Annotated in this window: 14 protein-coding genes; 3 read left to right on the plus strand and 11 right to left on the minus strand. The window is 66.9% G+C overall.

From position 1 onward, the window contains the following. Window positions 1–462: 462 nt before the first annotated feature. The 11 genes from ACFX4F_RS17965 to ACFX4F_RS18015 form a co-directional block, all read right to left on the minus strand. Window positions 463–1,734: a glutamate-5-semialdehyde dehydrogenase gene (locus ACFX4F_RS17965; RefSeq protein ID WP_380657583.1), complete on the minus strand. Its 1,272-nt coding sequence runs from the start codon at window positions 1,732–1,734 to the stop codon at window positions 463–465. Beyond that, window positions 1,731–2,888: a glutamate 5-kinase gene (gene proB, locus ACFX4F_RS17970; RefSeq protein ID WP_380657585.1), complete on the minus strand. Its 1,158-nt coding sequence runs from the start codon at window positions 2,886–2,888 to the stop codon at window positions 1,731–1,733. Before proB ends, ACFX4F_RS17965 begins: the two co-directional genes overlap by 4 nt. 10 nt (window positions 2,889–2,898) lie before the next feature. After that, window positions 2,899–3,162: a YciI family protein gene (locus ACFX4F_RS17975; protein WP_089236219.1), complete on the minus strand. Its 264-nt coding sequence runs from the start codon at window positions 3,160–3,162 to the stop codon at window positions 2,899–2,901. Next, a complete protein-coding gene (gene argH, locus ACFX4F_RS17980; protein ID WP_099821198.1) occupies window positions 3,162–4,457 on the minus strand; it encodes an argininosuccinate lyase in 1,296 nt (431 codons plus the stop codon). The genes ACFX4F_RS17975 and argH overlap by 1 nt, the downstream gene beginning before the upstream one ends. A gap of 18 nt (window positions 4,458–4,475) precedes the next feature. Continuing rightward, window positions 4,476–5,432 carry an N-acetyl-gamma-glutamyl-phosphate reductase gene (argC, locus tag ACFX4F_RS17985; protein WP_380657588.1) on the minus strand — a complete coding sequence of 319 codons (957 nt, stop codon included), beginning with the start codon at window positions 5,430–5,432 and terminating at the stop codon, window positions 4,476–4,478. Between the two features lie 10 nt (window positions 5,433–5,442). After that, entirely contained in the window at window positions 5,443–6,042 is a 600-nt protein-coding gene (locus ACFX4F_RS17990; protein WP_099821200.1) for a GNAT family N-acetyltransferase, read from the minus strand. A gap of 5 nt (window positions 6,043–6,047) precedes the next feature. Beyond that, window positions 6,048–7,376: an acetylglutamate kinase gene (locus ACFX4F_RS17995; protein ID WP_380657590.1), complete on the minus strand. Its 1,329-nt coding sequence runs from the start codon at window positions 7,374–7,376 to the stop codon at window positions 6,048–6,050. 74 nt (window positions 7,377–7,450) lie between these two features. Then, on the minus strand, window positions 7,451–8,539 hold the full coding sequence (locus ACFX4F_RS18000; RefSeq protein WP_099821202.1) for an acetylornithine deacetylase: 1,089 nt from the start codon (window positions 8,537–8,539) through the stop codon (window positions 7,451–7,453). A gap of 140 nt (window positions 8,540–8,679) precedes the next feature. After that, window positions 8,680–9,876 carry an argininosuccinate synthase gene (locus ACFX4F_RS18005; RefSeq protein ID WP_089236225.1) on the minus strand — a complete coding sequence of 399 codons (1,197 nt, stop codon included), beginning with the start codon at window positions 9,874–9,876 and terminating at the stop codon, window positions 8,680–8,682. A 57-nt stretch (window positions 9,877–9,933) separates the two neighbouring features. Continuing rightward, window positions 9,934–10,944: an N-acetylornithine carbamoyltransferase gene (locus ACFX4F_RS18010; protein WP_025876421.1), complete on the minus strand. Its 1,011-nt coding sequence runs from the start codon at window positions 10,942–10,944 to the stop codon at window positions 9,934–9,936. A gap of 330 nt (window positions 10,945–11,274) precedes the next feature. Continuing rightward, a complete protein-coding gene (locus tag ACFX4F_RS18015; RefSeq protein WP_099821204.1) occupies window positions 11,275–11,838 on the minus strand; it encodes a hypothetical protein in 564 nt (187 codons plus the stop codon). A gap of 186 nt (window positions 11,839–12,024) precedes the next feature. Here ACFX4F_RS18015 and cysS point away from each other — a divergent pair, with 186 nt between their 5' ends. The 3 genes from cysS to ACFX4F_RS18030 are packed head-to-tail and all read left to right on the plus strand — an operon-like array spanning window position 12,025 to window position 15,152. Further along, window positions 12,025–13,401, plus strand: coding sequence for a cysteine--tRNA ligase (cysS, locus tag ACFX4F_RS18020; protein WP_380657593.1), 1,377 nt, complete (start codon window positions 12,025–12,027; stop codon window positions 13,399–13,401). Between the two features lie 54 nt (window positions 13,402–13,455). Then, complete coding sequence (locus ACFX4F_RS18025) at window positions 13,456–13,908, plus strand: SufE family protein (protein ID WP_099821206.1); 453 nt, start codon at window positions 13,456–13,458, stop codon at window positions 13,906–13,908. After that, entirely contained in the window at window positions 13,905–15,152 is a 1,248-nt protein-coding gene (locus ACFX4F_RS18030; protein ID WP_180166385.1) for an MFS transporter, read from the plus strand. The genes ACFX4F_RS18025 and ACFX4F_RS18030 overlap by 4 nt, the downstream gene beginning before the upstream one ends. Window positions 15,153–15,707 lie beyond the last annotated feature (555 nt).

The following is a 15,707-nucleotide window of genomic DNA, read 5'->3' on the forward strand; positions in this document are numbered from 1 at the left end:
GTGTCGGATTGCGGGGACGCCGCAAGTACGTCCTTGTAGGCTTGGCCGCGGCATCCATGCCGCGGACACCCCGCAATCCGACACCGCCCCACCTCTGACAGATTTCCGCAATCTGGTAGATCCACGCCATGCGTGGATGAATCTCCATCGGAATCGAATATTTCGAATTCGGAATGAAAAGCATCCGCGCATGGCGTGGATCTACGTGTCGACCAAGGTCGACACCTACCAACAGCAGCACAGAATGCCGTTCCGACAGCTCGCGGAAATCTGTCGAAGGCGGGGTGGATCCGGTTGCGGGGGTGTAAGCGCCATGGATGGCGCGCCCAAGCCTACAGGGACGTACTTGCGGCGTCCCCCGCAACCGGACCCACCCCGCCATCCCACAGGAACCCAGCTGTTGCCGTCGCTTCGGCCGTTGCCGTTGCCTCTGCAGGTGCCGGGCGCAGCCCGGCCATGAACCTAGCTACGAACCTGGCCTTCGCCACGCACCACGAAACGTTCGACCGTGAGTGCTTCCAGTCCCATCGGGCCATAGGCATGCAGGCGCGTGGTGGAGATGCCGATTTCGCTGCCGAGGCCGAGCTGGCCGCCATCGGAAAAGCGCGACGACGCGTTGACCATCACCACCGCCGAGCGCAACGCGTTGACGAAACGTTCGGCACTGGCCGCGTCTTCGGTCGCGATCACTTCGGTATGGTCGGAGGTGTAGGTGCGGATGTGCGCGATCGCTGCGTCAAGATCATCGACCACGCGGACCGCCAGTACCAGATCAAGGAACTCGGCGGCATAGTCGTCCTCGCTGGCCACGATGCTTCCCGGCAGCAACGGCTGCGCGCGCGTGTCGGCACGCAGCTGCACGCCGCGTTCGGCCAGCGCCTGCGCAGCACGCGGCAGGAAGTCCGCAGCAATGTCCTGGTGCACCAGCAGGGTTTCCAGTGAATTGCACGCGGACGGGCGACTGCACTTGCCATCCACCAGCAGATCGAGCGCCTTGACAGGGTCGGCGCTGGCATCGACGAACAGATGGCACACACCCTTGTAGTGCTTGATCACCGGTACCCGCGCGTGTTCTGCAACGAAGCGGATCAGGCCCTCGCCACCACGCGGGATCGCCAGGTCGATCAGTTCATGCAGCTGCAGCAGTTCCAGCATGACGTCGCGGCGCAGGTCGGTCAGCACCGTCACGGCAGCAGGGGGCACGCCGTTGGCCTTCAATGCCCCGGCCAATGCCTGGGCGATGGCAGTGTTGGAATGGATCGCCTCCGAACCTCCACGCAGAATCACGCCGTTGCCCGCCTTCAGGCACAGCGCGGCGGCTTCGGCGGTCACGTTCGGGCGTGCTTCGTAGATCATCGCGATCACTCCCAGCGGCACGCGCACCTTCTGTACGCGGATGCCGTTCGGTCGCACGTCGTCGCGGGTCACCTGCCCGACCGGGTCCGGCAGGCCCGCCACCTCACGCACGGCGTCGGCCATCGCCAGCAGGCGCGCCGGGTCCAGCGCCAGGCGGTCGAGCATCGCACTGCCCACGCCCTTGTCGCGGGCGGCGGCGAGGTCGCGCGCGTTGCCTGCAAGAATCTGCCCGGCATTGACCTCCAGTGACTGCGCCATCGCCTGCAGCAGCGCCCTGCGGGCACCGCTGTCGAGGCCAGCGACCACCTGGGCTGCGTCACGGCAGGCGCGGGCCTGCGATTCGATCTCACTCATCGGGACATCCTGCAATGGGTTCATGGCAGCACCAGATCGTCACGATGGACGACGGTACCGCCGTAGTTGTAGCCGAGCACGGTCTGGATGTCGCGGGTGTGGCGGCCGGCAATGCGGCGCACGTCATCGGCGGCGTACTGGCTGACACCACGGGCCACGCAGATCCGGCCGGCGTCGGTGTTCCAGCACACCTGCACCATGTCACCACGGCGGAACGCGCCGTCGGCACCGGTGATGCCACCGGGCAGCAGTGAGGCGCCCTTCTCGCGCATCGCCTGCGCTGCACCGGCGTCGATCAGGATCGCGCCTTCGGCCAGCGGCGCGTGCCGCAGCCAGTGCTTGCGGGCGGCCTCGCGGCTGCGCGCCGCGTGGATGCGGGTACCGAACAGGCGATCCTGCGCCAGCGCGCGCACCACCTCGCCGCTGCGGCCGTTGAACAGATAGGTTTCGATGCCGACACGGCCGGCCTTTGCCGCGGCCTCCAGCTTGGTGCGCATGCCACCGGTACCGGCGACTGAACCGGCACCGCCAGCCATCGCCAGCACGGCATCATTCAACTCCGGCACCTCGTGCAACGGCCGTGCATCGGCATGCGTGCGCGGGTCGGCACTGTACAGACCATCGATGTCGGTGGCGATGAACAGTGCATCGGCATCGACCAGCGCCGCCACGGTCGCGGCCAGGTTGTCGTTGTCGCCGAGCTTGAGCTCGTCCACCGATACGGTGTCGTTCTCGTTGACCACCGGCAGCGCACCCAGCCGCAACAACTCGTTGAGGGTTGCCCGCGCGTTGAGATAGCGGCGGCGGTTGCGCAGATCGTCATGGGTCAGCAGCACCTGCGCCACCGGACGCTCGAAGAAGCGCTGCCACAGACCGATCAGCTGCGCCTGGCCCAGTGCCGCCAGCGCCTGCCGTGCAGCCATCGCTGCACCGGGTTCATCGGCCCTGGGCAGGATCGCGCGGCCGGCAGCGACCGCGCCGGAGGAGACGATCACCACTTCGCGCCCAGCCAGCACGTTGGCCGAGACGAACTGGGCCAGGCCCAGCGCATGACGCGGTGACAGGCCACCGCCATCGGCCGCGAGCAGGCTGCTGCCGACCTTGAGCACGGCACGCCGCCACGACGGCAGCGCTTGTTCGGGGAACGGCGATGCAACGGTGGCGGCGTGGACAGTCATCAGGAGCGCCTCAGCGGGTATTCCATTCGTGGACACTCAGCGCCGATGCCTGCATCGTCACCAGCGGATCGGTGGCGACGATGGCCTGTGCCTGCGCCAGGCTGTCGACGTTGCACAGCACATAGGCGCCGCCACTGCCATCGGCAAAGCCGCCGGTCAGCTGCAGCTTGCCTTCGGCCTGCAAAGCATCGAGGAAGTCGCGGTGCGGTTGCACCACGGCGTCGGTGAAACCGGGCTGGCGCATCGCCAGCACCAGGTAAACGGTGCCGGCCATCAGGACAGCGCCTGCCAGCGCGCGCGCAGTTCATCCAGGCGCAGGTCCGACGCCGAACCCGGCGATACCCGCGCCGCCAGGCTGCCTTCCGGCGTACGCCCCTGCCCTGCGCTGTCGGCGCCGGCAGCAGCGGCCTTGTAGGCCTCGCGGAACGGCACGCCGGCGACCGCGGCTTCCACCGCTACGTCGGTGGCGTACATGCCCGAATCGATGGCCGCACGCAGCTTGTCATCGCGCCATTCCAGGTTGGCCAGCAGCGCCGGCAGCAGCTCCAGCGCGGCCAGGCCACGGCCGAAGCCGTGGAAGATCGCGCCCTTGGACGACTGCAGATCGCGGTGGTAACCCGACGGCAGCGACAGCAGCTGCTCGATCTCGGTACGTGCAGCGGCGACGCTGGCATGGGTCGCCCGCATCAGCTCGATCACGTCCGGATTGCGCTTGTTGGGCATGATCGAACTGCCGGTGGTGTACTGCGCCGGCAGCGCCACGAAACCGAATTCGGCGCTGGTGAACAGCGACAGGTCCCAGGCGATGCGGCGCAGGTCCAGGGTCGCGCCACCCAGCGCTTCCAGTGCGGCCAGTTCGAACTTTCCACGCGACAGCTGCGCGTAGATCGGCGAGATCTGCATGCGCGCAAAGCCGAGCGCGCGGGTGGTGTGCTCGCGGTCCAGCGGCAGGTTCACGCCGTAACCGGCGGCGGTGCCGAGCGGATTGGCATCCACCAGTGCATGGGTATCGCGGGCACGCACAGCGTTGTCGATGAAGGCCTCGGCCCACCCAGCCCACCACATGCCTGCCGAGGACACCACGGCACGCTGGATGTGGGTGTAACCGGGAATCGGCAGATGCTGCTCGGCCTGCGCACGGTCGAGCGCCACCTTGGCCACTTCGGCACTCACCTGCGCGACGCGCTGCAGCTTCTCCTTCAACCACAACCGGGTCGCGACCAGGATCTGGTCGTTGCGGCTACGGCCGGTATGGATCTTGCGGCCGGCATCACCCAGGCGCTCGGTCAACCGTGCCTCGATGGCGGAATGGCCATCTTCATACTGCGTATCCAGCACGAAGCGGCCTTCGCGGAAGTCCTGCGCCAGCACCTCCAGTTCGCGCAGCAGGCCAGCGAGTTCATCGGCGCTGAGGATGCCGATGTGCTGCAGGCCCTGCGCGTGCGCGGCGCTGGCGGCGATGTCATGCAGGAAGAATTCGCGGTCGAGGATCACGTCGTCGCCGGCGAGGAAGGTCTGGATCTGGGCATCGACAGCGACGCCGGGCTTCTGCCAAAGAAGGTCTGCCATGGGGGCTCCTGTGCGGTTTCAGTGCGGGATCGACGTCAGTTCGTCGATGCCCAGCGCGAGATTGAGGTTCTGCATGGCCTGGGTGGCCGCGCCCTTGAGCAGGTTGTCCAGGGTCGCCACCACCACCACCCGCTTGCCGCCCGGGGCCAGCGTGAAGCCGCCGACCTGGGCGCCATGGCGGCCCGCGATGCGGCTCACCCACGGCGCCTCGTCCACGACCTCGATGAGTGCTTCACCGGCATAGGCCTGCTGGAAGCGCTCGACGATCTGCTCGCGGGTCTGCACGCGGTTCAACCACAGGTTGGCGGTGAGGGTGATGCCACGGAAATGCGGCGCGACGTGCGGCATGAACTCAACCGCTACGCCCAGCTGCACGGACACTTCGCGCTCGTGCACGTGGTTGGTCAGCGCGTACGGCATCAGGTTGTCGGCCAGCAGCTCGACATTGTTCTTGTCCGACGGCGAGGTGCCGGCACCGGAGTAGCCGGACACGCCGAAGCACTGTGGCGGGCCGGCCAGCAGTTCCCGCAGCGGATGGATCGCCAGCTGCATTGCGGTGGCGTAGCAGCCGGGATTGCTGATGTGCTTCTGCCCGCGGTAACGGCTGCGGGTAAGCTCGGGCAGGCCGTAGTACCAGGCAGTGTCGAAACGGTAGTCGGCCGACAGGTCGACGATCACCGTGTCCGGCTTCGCCGTTTCCAGCGCCGCCACGAACGGAGCGGCCAGACCGTTGGGCAGAGCCAGGATCACCGCATCCACGCCCTTGGCGGCCACGGCATCGGCGTCGAGATTCTCGAACTGCAGTTCACCCTGCCACTGCGGGTAGTGGTCGGACACGCGCTGCCCGGCCAGTTCGCGCGACGACACGAAGCCCAGTTGCAGGTTCGGATGTGCGGCCACCAGCCGGATCAGCTCGGCACCGGTATGGCCGCGGGCGCCGACGATGCCGACGGTGAACAAGGAGGAAGTGCTCATGCGTACATGCTCATGCGTGCGAGTCGAGGCGGTGCTGCAGGTGGCGTTTCACGCCCTGCCATTCCGCGTCGATGATGGAGAAGATGACGGTGTCGCGTGGCGTGCCGTCGGGATGACGACGGTGATTGCGCAGCACGCCATCCTGCTTGGCGCCCAGGCGTGCGATCGCGGTACGCGAGGTGAAGTTGAACCAGCTGGTTTCAAACACCACGCTCAGGCATTCCAAGCGCTCGAAGGCATGGCCGAGCAGCATCAGCTTGGTTTCGGTGTTGACCCCGGTGCGCTGCACCGACTCGCCGTACCAGGTGTAGCCGATGCTGAGCCGCGGCACGTCTGCCTGCAGGTCGTAGTAGCGGGTGGTGCCGACGATCTGGTCATTGGCATCGAACACCACGAACGGCAGCACCTTGCCTTCGGCCTGTGCCTGCAGCGCGGCCTGCACATAGCCGGTCATGGTCTTCGCATCGGGCACCTGGGTGTACCAGAGCTTCGACAACGCGCCGTCACCCAACGCACCGCGCAGGCCATCGATATGGCTCATCTGCAGCGGTTCCAGCCGCGCATGCGTGCCGGTCAGCGTGGGTACCCGGGTCCAGTCTGCGTGGTTCATCGCGCTCAGCCCTCCAGGCTCGGTGCACGCACGGCGCAGTGGTCGACATAGGTCCTGATCCTGTCGATGCCATCGGCACCGTACCAGAACACCTTCCAATGGCCCTGCTTGTAGCAGCCATCGGATTCGGCATAGTAGAAATGGTTGATCGGATTGCCGTTGCGCGAGCGCCAGAACAGCTGCGGGGTTTCCTCGCGCATCACGTTCCAGACGGCGCGGCCAAGGCCTTCGCCCTGCGCGTCGTCGAGCACGGCGAACTTGTCCAGGTACACGCCCTCAGCCTCATCGGTGAGGATCACCGCCGTGCGGTAGTTCTCGCTGACATAGGCGCGCAGCAGCGTGGTCTTCTGGAAATAGTCCGCCACCAGAGTACGACCGAAACTGGATTCGATCAGGCCCTTCAGGCGCGGCAGGTCCAGCTCGCTCCAGGCGGTTGCACGCAGCACCTTCTCGCCCTTGCGCACCAGCGTGCCCGAGCCCTTGTGGGTGAACAGTTCCTTGGCCAGGTCGGCGGGCCGGGTGATCGACACCGACGATTCCAGCGGCAGGCGATCCAGCAGCGATTTGATCTGTTCGATCTTCACCTTCATGCCACCGTGGATCCACGGTTGTGCGATCAGGTGGTCGTACTCGGTGGACAGGTTGATCGAATCGATCACGCTGCCCGCTTCGTCCAGCAGGCCGCCGGTGCCGGTCAGGAAGATGATCTTGTATGGCTGCAGTTCCTGCACCAGTTCGTTGGCGGCGAAGTCGGCATTGACGTTGAGGATCTGCCCGCCGGCGGTCTCACCAAGACTGGTGATGACCGGGATCGAGCCGGCACGCAGGCTGGCTTCGATCGGTGCCAGGTTGACCTTCTTCACCTCGCCGACCAGGCCGTAGGTATCCAGGGCCAGGTACTCCGCCTCGAACACGCCACCAGTGATGGACGTGGCGCGCGCGCCGTTCTGCTGCAGGGCTTCGACCAGGCGCAGGTTGGATTGCTGGAACACCCGGCGCACGATCGCCAGCGCTTCCGGCGAGGTCACCCGCAGGCCGTTGACCGTCTGCTTTTCAATGCCGGCGGCCGCCAGTTCCGCATCCAGCTGCGGGCCGGCGCCATGCAGCACGATCGGGGTCAGGCCGACCTCCTGCAGGAACGACAGCGAGGAGGTCAGCGCGTCGAGATCGTCGCGCAGCACCGCGCCGCCGACCTTGACCACGGCGAAGCGCTTGGCGTCCAGCTGCGAGAAGCGCTTGAGGTACTGGCTGATCTCCTTCGCGCTGGCCATGCTCGAGAGCAGGCGCACGATGGTCTGGCGGGTCTGGCGGTGGGGCTGGAGGGCAGGAGACATTTCGGTTTCGTCACAGGCGGCGGTCGCCGCGTTGCAGTTCCGCCGCGCAGAAGCGCAGCGGCGTTGTAGGTCGATCAGGCGCCGGCGGCGATGATCCGGTGTACGGCGTCGGCGTAGCGCTGCAGCTGCTCCAGCGTCACGAACTCGTCGGCGGTATGGGCCTGGGCGATGTCGCCCGGGCCGAACACCAGCGTGGTGTAGCCAGCGGCCGAGAACAGCGACGCCTCGGTCCAGAAGTCCACCGCGTTGCCGATCGGCAGGTCCAGCGCATCGGCCACGTCGCGCGCCAGCAGGCGGCGGTTCTCGGCTTCGGCGATGTCACCGGCCGGCAGGCTCGGGCCACGGAAGGTTTCAGTGAACACCGCCGCTTCCGGTTCGGCGAAACCGGCAAAGGTCGCCAGCAGCGCATCGATATCCATCGACGGCAGCGGCCGGAAGCCAAAGCGCACTTCCGCCGCCGGCGCGATCATGTTGGCCTTGATGCCACCTTCCACGCGCCCGATGTTGAAGCGCAGGCCGGTCAGTCCACCGAAGCGTGCCGAGGCCAGCGATTCGACGTGGTCCAGCGCTCGGTTTCCCCAGCGCATCGCCTGGTGCAGCGCGCTGGCGGCGGCATCCTGCTTGCCCGACGCGTGGCCGGCACGGCCGGCGAACTGCATCAGCACCGAGCTGATGCCACGATGCGCGAGCACCGCTTCGCTCATGGTCGGTTCGGCCACCAGCACCGCTTCGTACTTGATGCCCCGGGCCAGGAACGCAGCAATACAGCGCGGATCGTTGGCTTCTTCATCGCTGGAGAACAGGAACGCCGCGTCGCCATCACTGGCATTGGCCGCCGCCACCAGCGCCGCGGCGGCACCCTTGATGTCACACACACCGAGGCCGACCACGCGGTCGTCCAGGCGGCGCATCACGTGCGGGTCGGCACTCCAGTGCGGCGAGTCCGGCACGGTGTCCAGATGCACGTTGAACAGGTACTTCGGCGTACCGCGCACGGCGTACAGGCTGACCGCGCCGGCGCCATGGTCGATCACCTCGACATTGAACCCGGGCAGGTTGTCGCGCAGGTAATCGAAGATGCCACCGGTGGTGATCGCACGCGGCGGGTTGCGGGTGTCGAAGGACACCAGCGCCTGCAGGTGATCGAGCGTCTGTTCAAGCATGAATCAACAATCCTGTGGATTTCCGCCGGGCATGGCCCGGCGCTACCGGAACGCGTCTGGAGGAGAGCCCCCTTCTTGTTGAAGGGGGCGCGCCAACGGCGCGGGGTTAAGGAGGAATGCGCGGGCAGGTCGATCGCGGCTCAGCCGCGGTTGACCTGCGCATACAACGTCGAGCTCATGCCGAACAGCTTGATGAAGCCTTCGGCCTCCTCCACGCCCCAGTCGGCCGACTGCGCATACGTGGCGCCCTTGGTGTTGAGCAGGTGCGGCGACTTCACCGCAACGGCGTCGACGCGACCGCCACGGGTTTCCAGCACCACTTCGCCGTTGACCTTGGCCTGCGAGGACTTCAGGAAGGCTTCGATGTCGGTCTTCAGCGGGTCGTGGTAGAAGCCTTCGTACACCAGCTCCACCCACTTGCGCGCTACGTCCGGCTTGAAGCGGTTCTGCTGCTTGGTCAGCACCGCATCTTCCAGCGCGCGGTGCGCGGCCAGCAGCGAGACCAGGCCTGGCGCCTCGAACACGATGCGACCCTTCAGGCCGATCACGGTGTCGCCGGTGTACACGCCACGGCCGACGCCGTAGGGGGCAAACAGCTTGTTGAGCTGGGCCAGGATCTGCTCGCCCGGCAGTGCCTTGCCGTTGAGCTCGACGGCTTCGCCTTCGACAAACTTCAGGGTGACGGTCAGCGGTGCTTCCGGCCATTCGCTGCGCGGTGCGCACCAGCCACGGGCGCCCTCGCCCGGTGCTTCCCAACGGTCGATCTCGCCGCCGGACATGGTCAGGCCCAGCAGGTTCTCGTTGATGGTGTAGGCCTGCTGCTTGGCGCGCACGCCGAAGCCACGCTCTTCCAGGTACTTCTGCTCGTAGGCGCGGGTCTGGGTGTGTTCCTTCTGGATCTCGCGGATCGGCGCGATGATCTGGTAGTCACCCAGCGCCTTCACTGCCAGGTCGAAACGCACCTGGTCGTTGCCCATGCCGGTGCAGCCGTGGGCGATGATGTTGGTGCCCAGTTCGGCGGCGCGCTTGAGCGCGGCATCGACGATCAGGTAACGGTCCGACACCAGCAGCGGGTACTGGCCCTGGTAGCCCTCGCCGGCCCACACGAACGGCTTGACGAAGCCGGACCAGATGGCCGGACCGCCATCGACGGTCTGGTGGCTGGTGACACCCAGCTCGGCGGCACGCTTCTCGATGAAATCGCGCTCTTCGTCATCCACGCCGCCGGTATCGGCGAACACGGTATGCACGTTGTAGCCGCGCTCCTGCAGGTACGGCACGCAGAAGCTGGTATCAAGGCCGCCGGAGAAGGCGAGAACGACGTCTTTGTTGCTCATGGGGGTATGTCCTGGTAGCGCCGGGCCATGCCCGGCGGAAGTGTTCGAATGGAGAAATCAGCGCCCGGCAACAGCGGCCATGATCGCCTTCTGCACATGCAGGCGATTCTCGGCCTCGTTGATGGCGATGCACTGCGGCGAATCCATCACGCCGTCGGTCGCCTTCACGTTGCGGCGCAGCGGCAGGCAGTGGCTGAACACACCGTTGTTGGTCAGCGCCATCTTCCGTTCGTCGACGATGAAGTGCTTGAACTGGTCGCGGATCGGCTTCTCCGGTTCCCAGTTGCCGAAGAACGGCAGCGCGCCCCAGCTCTTGGCATAGACCACGTCGGCACCGGCATAGGCGCTGTCGATGTCATGGCTGATCTTCAGCGAACCGCCGCTCTCGGCCACGTTCTGCTCGGCCCAGCCCATGTAGCGCTCGTCGAGGATGTAGTCGGCGGTCGGGCACAGCAGCGTCACGTCCATGCCCATGCGGGTGGCGATGGTCAGCGCCGAGTTGGCCACCGCGGTGTTCAGCGGCTTGGGGTGGTAGGTCCAGGTCAGCACGTACTTCTTGCCGCGCAGGTCCTGGGTACCGAAATGCTCCTGCAGGGCCATCACGTGCGCCAGTTCCTGGCACGGATGGGTGATGGTCTCCATGTTGATCACCGGCACCGGCGAGTATCTGGCGAAACTCTCGAGCACGACGTCCTGGCGGTCGTAGGCCCAGTCGACGAACTTGGGGAACGCGCGCACGGCGATGATGTCGCAGTAGCGGCCGAGCACCTTGGCCACTTCAGCGATGTGCTCTTCGGTATCGCCGTCCATCACCGTGCCGAGGTTGAACTCGATCGGCCAGGCATCCTTGCCCGGCTGCAGCACCACTGCGTGGGCACCGAGCTGGAACGCGCCCAGCTCGAAACTGGTGCGGGTGCGCATGGACGGATTGAAGAACACCAGCGCGATCGACTTGCCCTTGAGCTGGTCGCCGAGCTTGTTGCGCTTGAACAGCGCAGCCTGGGTCAGCAGCGCGTCAAGTTCGCTGCGGCTCCAGTCCTGGGTGTTCAGGAAGTGCTTGGGGGACATCATCATTCCTTGCATGAGCGGCGCCGGTGGTCGACGCGGTGGAAGGTGGAAGGGAAAACCGGGAACCAGGGTGGTACGAAAAGGTTGCAGATGAAGCTTTCAGAACGCGGAAACGAAAAAACCCAGCCGGCGGGCTGGGTTTTTTTTCGGACGAACAGCAGAAAGCTCCGGATTACCCAGCGAGAATGTGGGGTTCCGGTCGACGGGCACGCGACGTCATGCCAGTGGCCTGGCGGGCGGCGCTGCTGTCGTGCTGGAAGTCGGTGAGCTTCATTGGTCGGCAATCTTTACATGCGGCCGGGGCCGGCGCAAGAGGCCGGCGTCGCAGAATCAGGGGGTGCCGGCGGCAGCCTGCTCCGGGCCCACCCAGGGGGTGATCGAAACCCGGATCTTCAGCCGGTTGCCAGGGTCTTCCGGCAGCCGTGAACGGTACTTGGTGCCCTTGTAGACGTAGTCCACGTCATAGGCGATGGGACGGCGGAACTCGCGCCCGACAGGGACGATACGACAGTCCCGGGTCAGCATCGGGCCCGTGTTGGCCGGCGCCGGCGCGGGGGTTTCCGCCGGAAGCTCCTCCAGCACCTCCTCATCGCTGCGCTTGAACATCGAGCGCACCGAATCCCACAGGCGGCCGATGCGGCCCTTGTCCTCGACCGGCTCCTCGCCAGTGACATTGACCGGGGCCAGGGTGCGGGTCGAGACCGGCTCGCAGTGCTCCTCGGTGCGGGTCGCGCGCAGGGTCTGGAACACCGGCTCCACGTTGAGCACCTGGGCGTAGTCGAACTTCACGTTCTCCACGATCACCACCCGGTTGCGGGGCTCGGCTTCCTGGGCCAGGACCACGGCGGGCAGCGCCGACAGGCAGGCCAGGGTCAGCAACGCGGTGGTTTTCATTGGCGAAGGGAGCAGGGACACGGCAATAGTGTAGGCAGTGGTGACCGCAAGGGGCTGAACATTACCCGTCCGCGCCGTTCCTGCCCACCCCACCCGGGCCGCCGCTGACGTCCACCGGTGGCAGCGCCCCCCCAAAGGGGCCCGACACGTTCTAAAATCACAGGCTTGTCCCCCAGTCACAGACCCATGACCCTGCGCCTGCACAACAACCTGACTCGCCAGCTCGAACCGTTCACCCCGCTCGACCCGGCCTGTCCGACCCTGTATGTGTGCGGCCCGACGGTCTACAACTACGTGCACATCGGCAACGCCCGCGGGCCGGTGGTGTTCGGGGTGCTGGCCGACCTGCTGCGGCGGCGCTTCGGTGGCCTGCGCTACGCCCGCAACATCACCGACGTGGACGACAAGATCAACACCGCCGCGCGCGAGCAGGGGGTGCCGATCAGCACCATCACCGACCGCTTCGCCGCCGCCTACCGTGAAGACATGGCCGCGCTGGGCGTGGCACCGCCGGACATCGAGCCGGAAGTGACCGCGCACATTCCGCAGATCATCAGCATGATCGAGCAGCTGGTCAGCAGCGGGCATGCCTACGCCGCCGAAGGCCATGTGCTGTTCGCGGTGGCCAGCTTCGACGGCTACGGCAAGCTCTCGCGCCGCGACCCGGACGAGATGCTGGCCGGTGCCCGTGTCGACGTGGCCCCGTACAAGCGCGACCCGGGCGATTTCGTACTGTGGAAGCCGTCCAGCGACGACCTGCCCGGCTGGGAATCGCCCTGGGGCCGCGGCCGTCCGGGCTGGCACATCGAGTGCTCGGCAATGGCCGCCGCCCACCTGGGCGAGACCATCGACATCCATGCCGGCGGTGTCGACCTGCAGTTCCCGCATCACGAGAACGAGTTGGCGCAGAGCGAATGCGCCCACGGCGGCAGGATCTTCGCCCGCTTCTGGCTGCACAACGGCATGCTCAACTTCGGCGGCGCCAAGATGAGCAAGTCGCTCGGCAACATCGAGCGCGTGCATGACCTGGTGCGCCAGCATCCGCCGGAGGCACTGCGCCTGGCCCTGCTGTCGGCCCACTACCGGCAGCCGCTGGACTGGTCCGATGGCCTGATCGAGCAATCGGTGCGCACGCTGGACCGCCTGTACGGCACCCTGCGCGAGCTCGCATCGGTCGAGGCCAGCGCAGTGATCCCGGCCACCGTCGAGGCGACCCTGGACGACGATCTCAACACCCCGCAGGCGCTGGCCGAAGTGGCCCGTATCGCCGGTGAAGCACGCCGCGCCACCGATCCGGCCGAACGCGCACGCTTGAAGGGCGAACTGCTGGGCGCGGGCCTGGCGCTCGGCCTGCTGCAGGCCGATCCGGCGCACTGGTTCGGCAACGCCGCCGGCGACAGCGACGACGACGCGCGCATCCAAGGCTTGATCGACGAACGTGCGGCAGCCAAGCAGGCGCGCGACTTCGCCCGTTCCGACGCCATCCGCGACCAGCTGGCCGCCGAGGGCATCGTGCTGGAAGACACCCCGCAGGGCGTGCGCTGGTCGCGCAAGCGCGGCTGACCTGCCCTGCCCCGTGGCCGGCCCGCCGGCCACGCTCCCACTGTAGAGACTGTTGTGATCGACTCCCCATTCCCGCTTGAACCCACCGCCGCCGAGGCACAGACGGCCATCGCCGAGGAATTCGGTTTCTTCGGCGACTGGTCCGAGCGCTACCAGTACCTGATCGACCTCGGCCGCAAGCTGCCTGCCTTCCCGGAAGCATGGAAGACCGAAGAGCACCGCCTGCTCGGTTGCCAGTCGATGGTCTGGATCGTGCCGGAAGGCAATGCGCAGTCGCTGCGTTTCCACGCCATCAGTGATTCGGCCATCGTCTCCGGCCTGATCTTCCTGGCGCTGCGCGTGTACTCCGGGCGCACCGCGCAGGAGATCCTGGCCACCGAACCCAGCTATATCCAGGATATCGGCCTGTCCCGCCACCTGTCGCCGACCCGCAGCAACGGCGTGGCGGCGATGCTGGCCTTCATCCGTGAGACCGCGCAGGCCCAGCTGCAGCGCGATCCGTCGTGAGCGAACCTGCCACGGCCGAAGACACCGCGCTGGGCCTGCTGTCCCGGCCCGGTTTCGCCCGGCTGCTGGCGTACCGCATCTTCGCGATGCTGTCCTACCAGGTGGTCGCGGTCACCGTCGGCTGGCACATCTACGAAGTCACCCGCAATCCGTTCTCGCTGGGCCTGATCGGCCTGGCCGAGGTGCTGCCGTTCTTCTGCGTGGCGCCGTTCGCCGGTTATCTGGTGGATCATCTGCCGCGCCGCAAGCTGGGCATGGTCGCCTGTTCCGGACTGATCGCCACCGCGCTGGTGCTGACCAGCGTCGCCAAGGGCTGGCTGCCGGTTGAAGGCGTGTGGCCGATCTATGCGGCCATCGCCCTGACCGGCATGGTCCGCGCCTTCCTGTCGCCGATCTACAACGCCCTGTTCGCCCGCGTGTTGCCACGTGAACATTTCGCCCGTGGCGCCGGCCTCGGCGCCGTGGTGTTCCAGACCGGCATGATCGCCGGCCCGGCACTGGGTGGCGTGCTGGTCGGCTTCGGTGGCAAGGGTTTGTCCTATGCGGTGGCCACGGCCTTCGCGCTGGTGGCGATGGGCTGCCTGGCCACCCTGAAAGTGGAAGAGCCGGTACATGCCGGCCCGGCCGCCCCGATTTTCAAGAGCATCGCCGAAGGCGCGCGCTTCGTGGTCGGCAACCGGATCATGGTCGGCGCCATGGCGCTGGACATGTTCTCGGTACTGCTGGGCGGCGTGGTGGCGATGCTGCCGGCGTTCCTGCACGAGATCCTGCACCACGGCCCGGAGGGCCTGGGCATCCTGCGCGCGGCCCCGGCACTGGGGTCGGTGTGCGTCGGCCTGTGGCTGGCGCGCCACCCCCTGCACCGCAACGCCGGCCGCGTGCTGCTGTTCGCGGTGGCCGGCTTCGGCCTGTGCGTGATCGGCTTCGGCCTGTCCCAGCACTTCTGGCTGTCGGCGTTGATCCTGCTGTTCTACGGCGCCTTCGACGGCGTGTCGGTGGTGATCCGCTCCACCATCCTGCAGCTGGCCACGCCGGAAGAGATGCGCGGCCGGGTGTCGTCGATCAACGGCATCTTCATCAGCTCGTCCAACGAGCTGGGCGCGTTCTATGCCGGCACGATGGCCAAGGTGCTGGGGCTGGTGCCGGCGGTGGTGCTGGGCGGGTTCGCGGTGCTGAGCGTGGCCGGGATCACCGCGTGGAAGAACCCGACGCTGCGGAAATTGAATCTGCGCGATCTGCAGTGATCCTGTAGAGCCGAGCCCATGCTCGGCTGCGCATTTCCGTGCGCCCACGCACCGGTAGCGCCGGGCCATGCCCGGCGGCCCTTTTCCGCGACCGCGGCGGGGTGTCACTTTCTTTGCGCGCGCAAAGAAAGTAACCAAAGAAACGCGCCGCCATCCGCGAGCCGGCGCTGCGCACCGGTGCCCTGCGCTCCTCGGTGAATCAGGGGACGGCGCCGAACTCGCTGCGCTCAAACAGCGGCGCCTCTTCGCCCCTGATTCCCCTGCGGTGCTCGGCTCGCTACAAGGCGGACCCAACAGCCGCGAGCGCACGCATGACCGCTCCTGGTAGAGCCAAGCCATGCTTGGCTGCTCTTGCTCTTGCTCCTGCTCTTCCCTGCCCTCCGGCTTCGGCCTGAGCCGAGCGTGGGCTCGGCTCTACAGCGGCCGCGCGCGCAGGGAGGCGTCGAGAGCCTGCGTGTGGGGCCGGGCAGGACCGTTCGCGCCATGGATGGCGCGACCGAGCTTACAAGGATGTACTTGCAGCGTGTCCTGCCCGGCCCCACCCGCAGGCTCCCC

Origin of the sequence: Stenotrophomonas sp. YIM B13575 (assembly GCF_042787595.1) — a bacterium.
Classification (GTDB): Bacteria; Pseudomonadota; Gammaproteobacteria; order Xanthomonadales; family Xanthomonadaceae; genus Stenotrophomonas; species Stenotrophomonas lactitubi_B.

Bases quoted from the DNA above. Each gene is read 5' to 3' on its own strand.
- ACFX4F_RS17975 (WP_089236219.1), bottom strand. From the start codon at position 3,162: ATGGCCGGCACCGTTTACCTGGTGCTGGCGATGCGCCAGCCCGGTTTC.
- ACFX4F_RS18005 (WP_089236225.1), bottom strand. From the start codon at position 9,876: ATGAGCAACAAAGACGTCGTTCTCGCCTTCTCCGGCGGCCTTGATACC.
- ACFX4F_RS18010 (WP_025876421.1), bottom strand. From the start codon at position 10,944: ATGTCCCCCAAGCACTTCCTGAACACCCAGGACTGGAGCCGCAGCGAA.
- proB (WP_380657585.1), bottom strand. From the start codon at position 2,888: ATGACTGTCCACGCCGCCACCGTTGCATCGCCGTTCCCCGAACAAGCG.
- ACFX4F_RS17990 (WP_099821200.1), bottom strand. From the start codon at position 6,042: ATGAACCACGCAGACTGGACCCGGGTACCCACGCTGACCGGCACGCAT.
- ACFX4F_RS18015 (WP_099821204.1), bottom strand. From the start codon at position 11,838: ATGAAAACCACCGCGTTGCTGACCCTGGCCTGCCTGTCGGCGCTGCCC.
- argC (WP_380657588.1), bottom strand. From the start codon at position 5,432: ATGAGCACTTCCTCCTTGTTCACCGTCGGCATCGTCGGCGCCCGCGGC.
- cysS (WP_380657593.1), top strand. From the start codon at position 12,025: ATGACCCTGCGCCTGCACAACAACCTGACTCGCCAGCTCGAACCGTTC.
- argH (WP_099821198.1), bottom strand. From the start codon at position 4,457: ATGGCAGACCTTCTTTGGCAGAAGCCCGGCGTCGCTGTCGATGCCCAG.
- ACFX4F_RS18000 (WP_099821202.1), bottom strand. From the start codon at position 8,539: ATGCTTGAACAGACGCTCGATCACCTGCAGGCGCTGGTGTCCTTCGAC.
- ACFX4F_RS17995 (WP_380657590.1), bottom strand. From the start codon at position 7,376: ATGTCTCCTGCCCTCCAGCCCCACCGCCAGACCCGCCAGACCATCGTG.
- ACFX4F_RS17965 (WP_380657583.1), bottom strand. From the start codon at position 1,734: ATGAACCCATTGCAGGATGTCCCGATGAGTGAGATCGAATCGCAGGCC.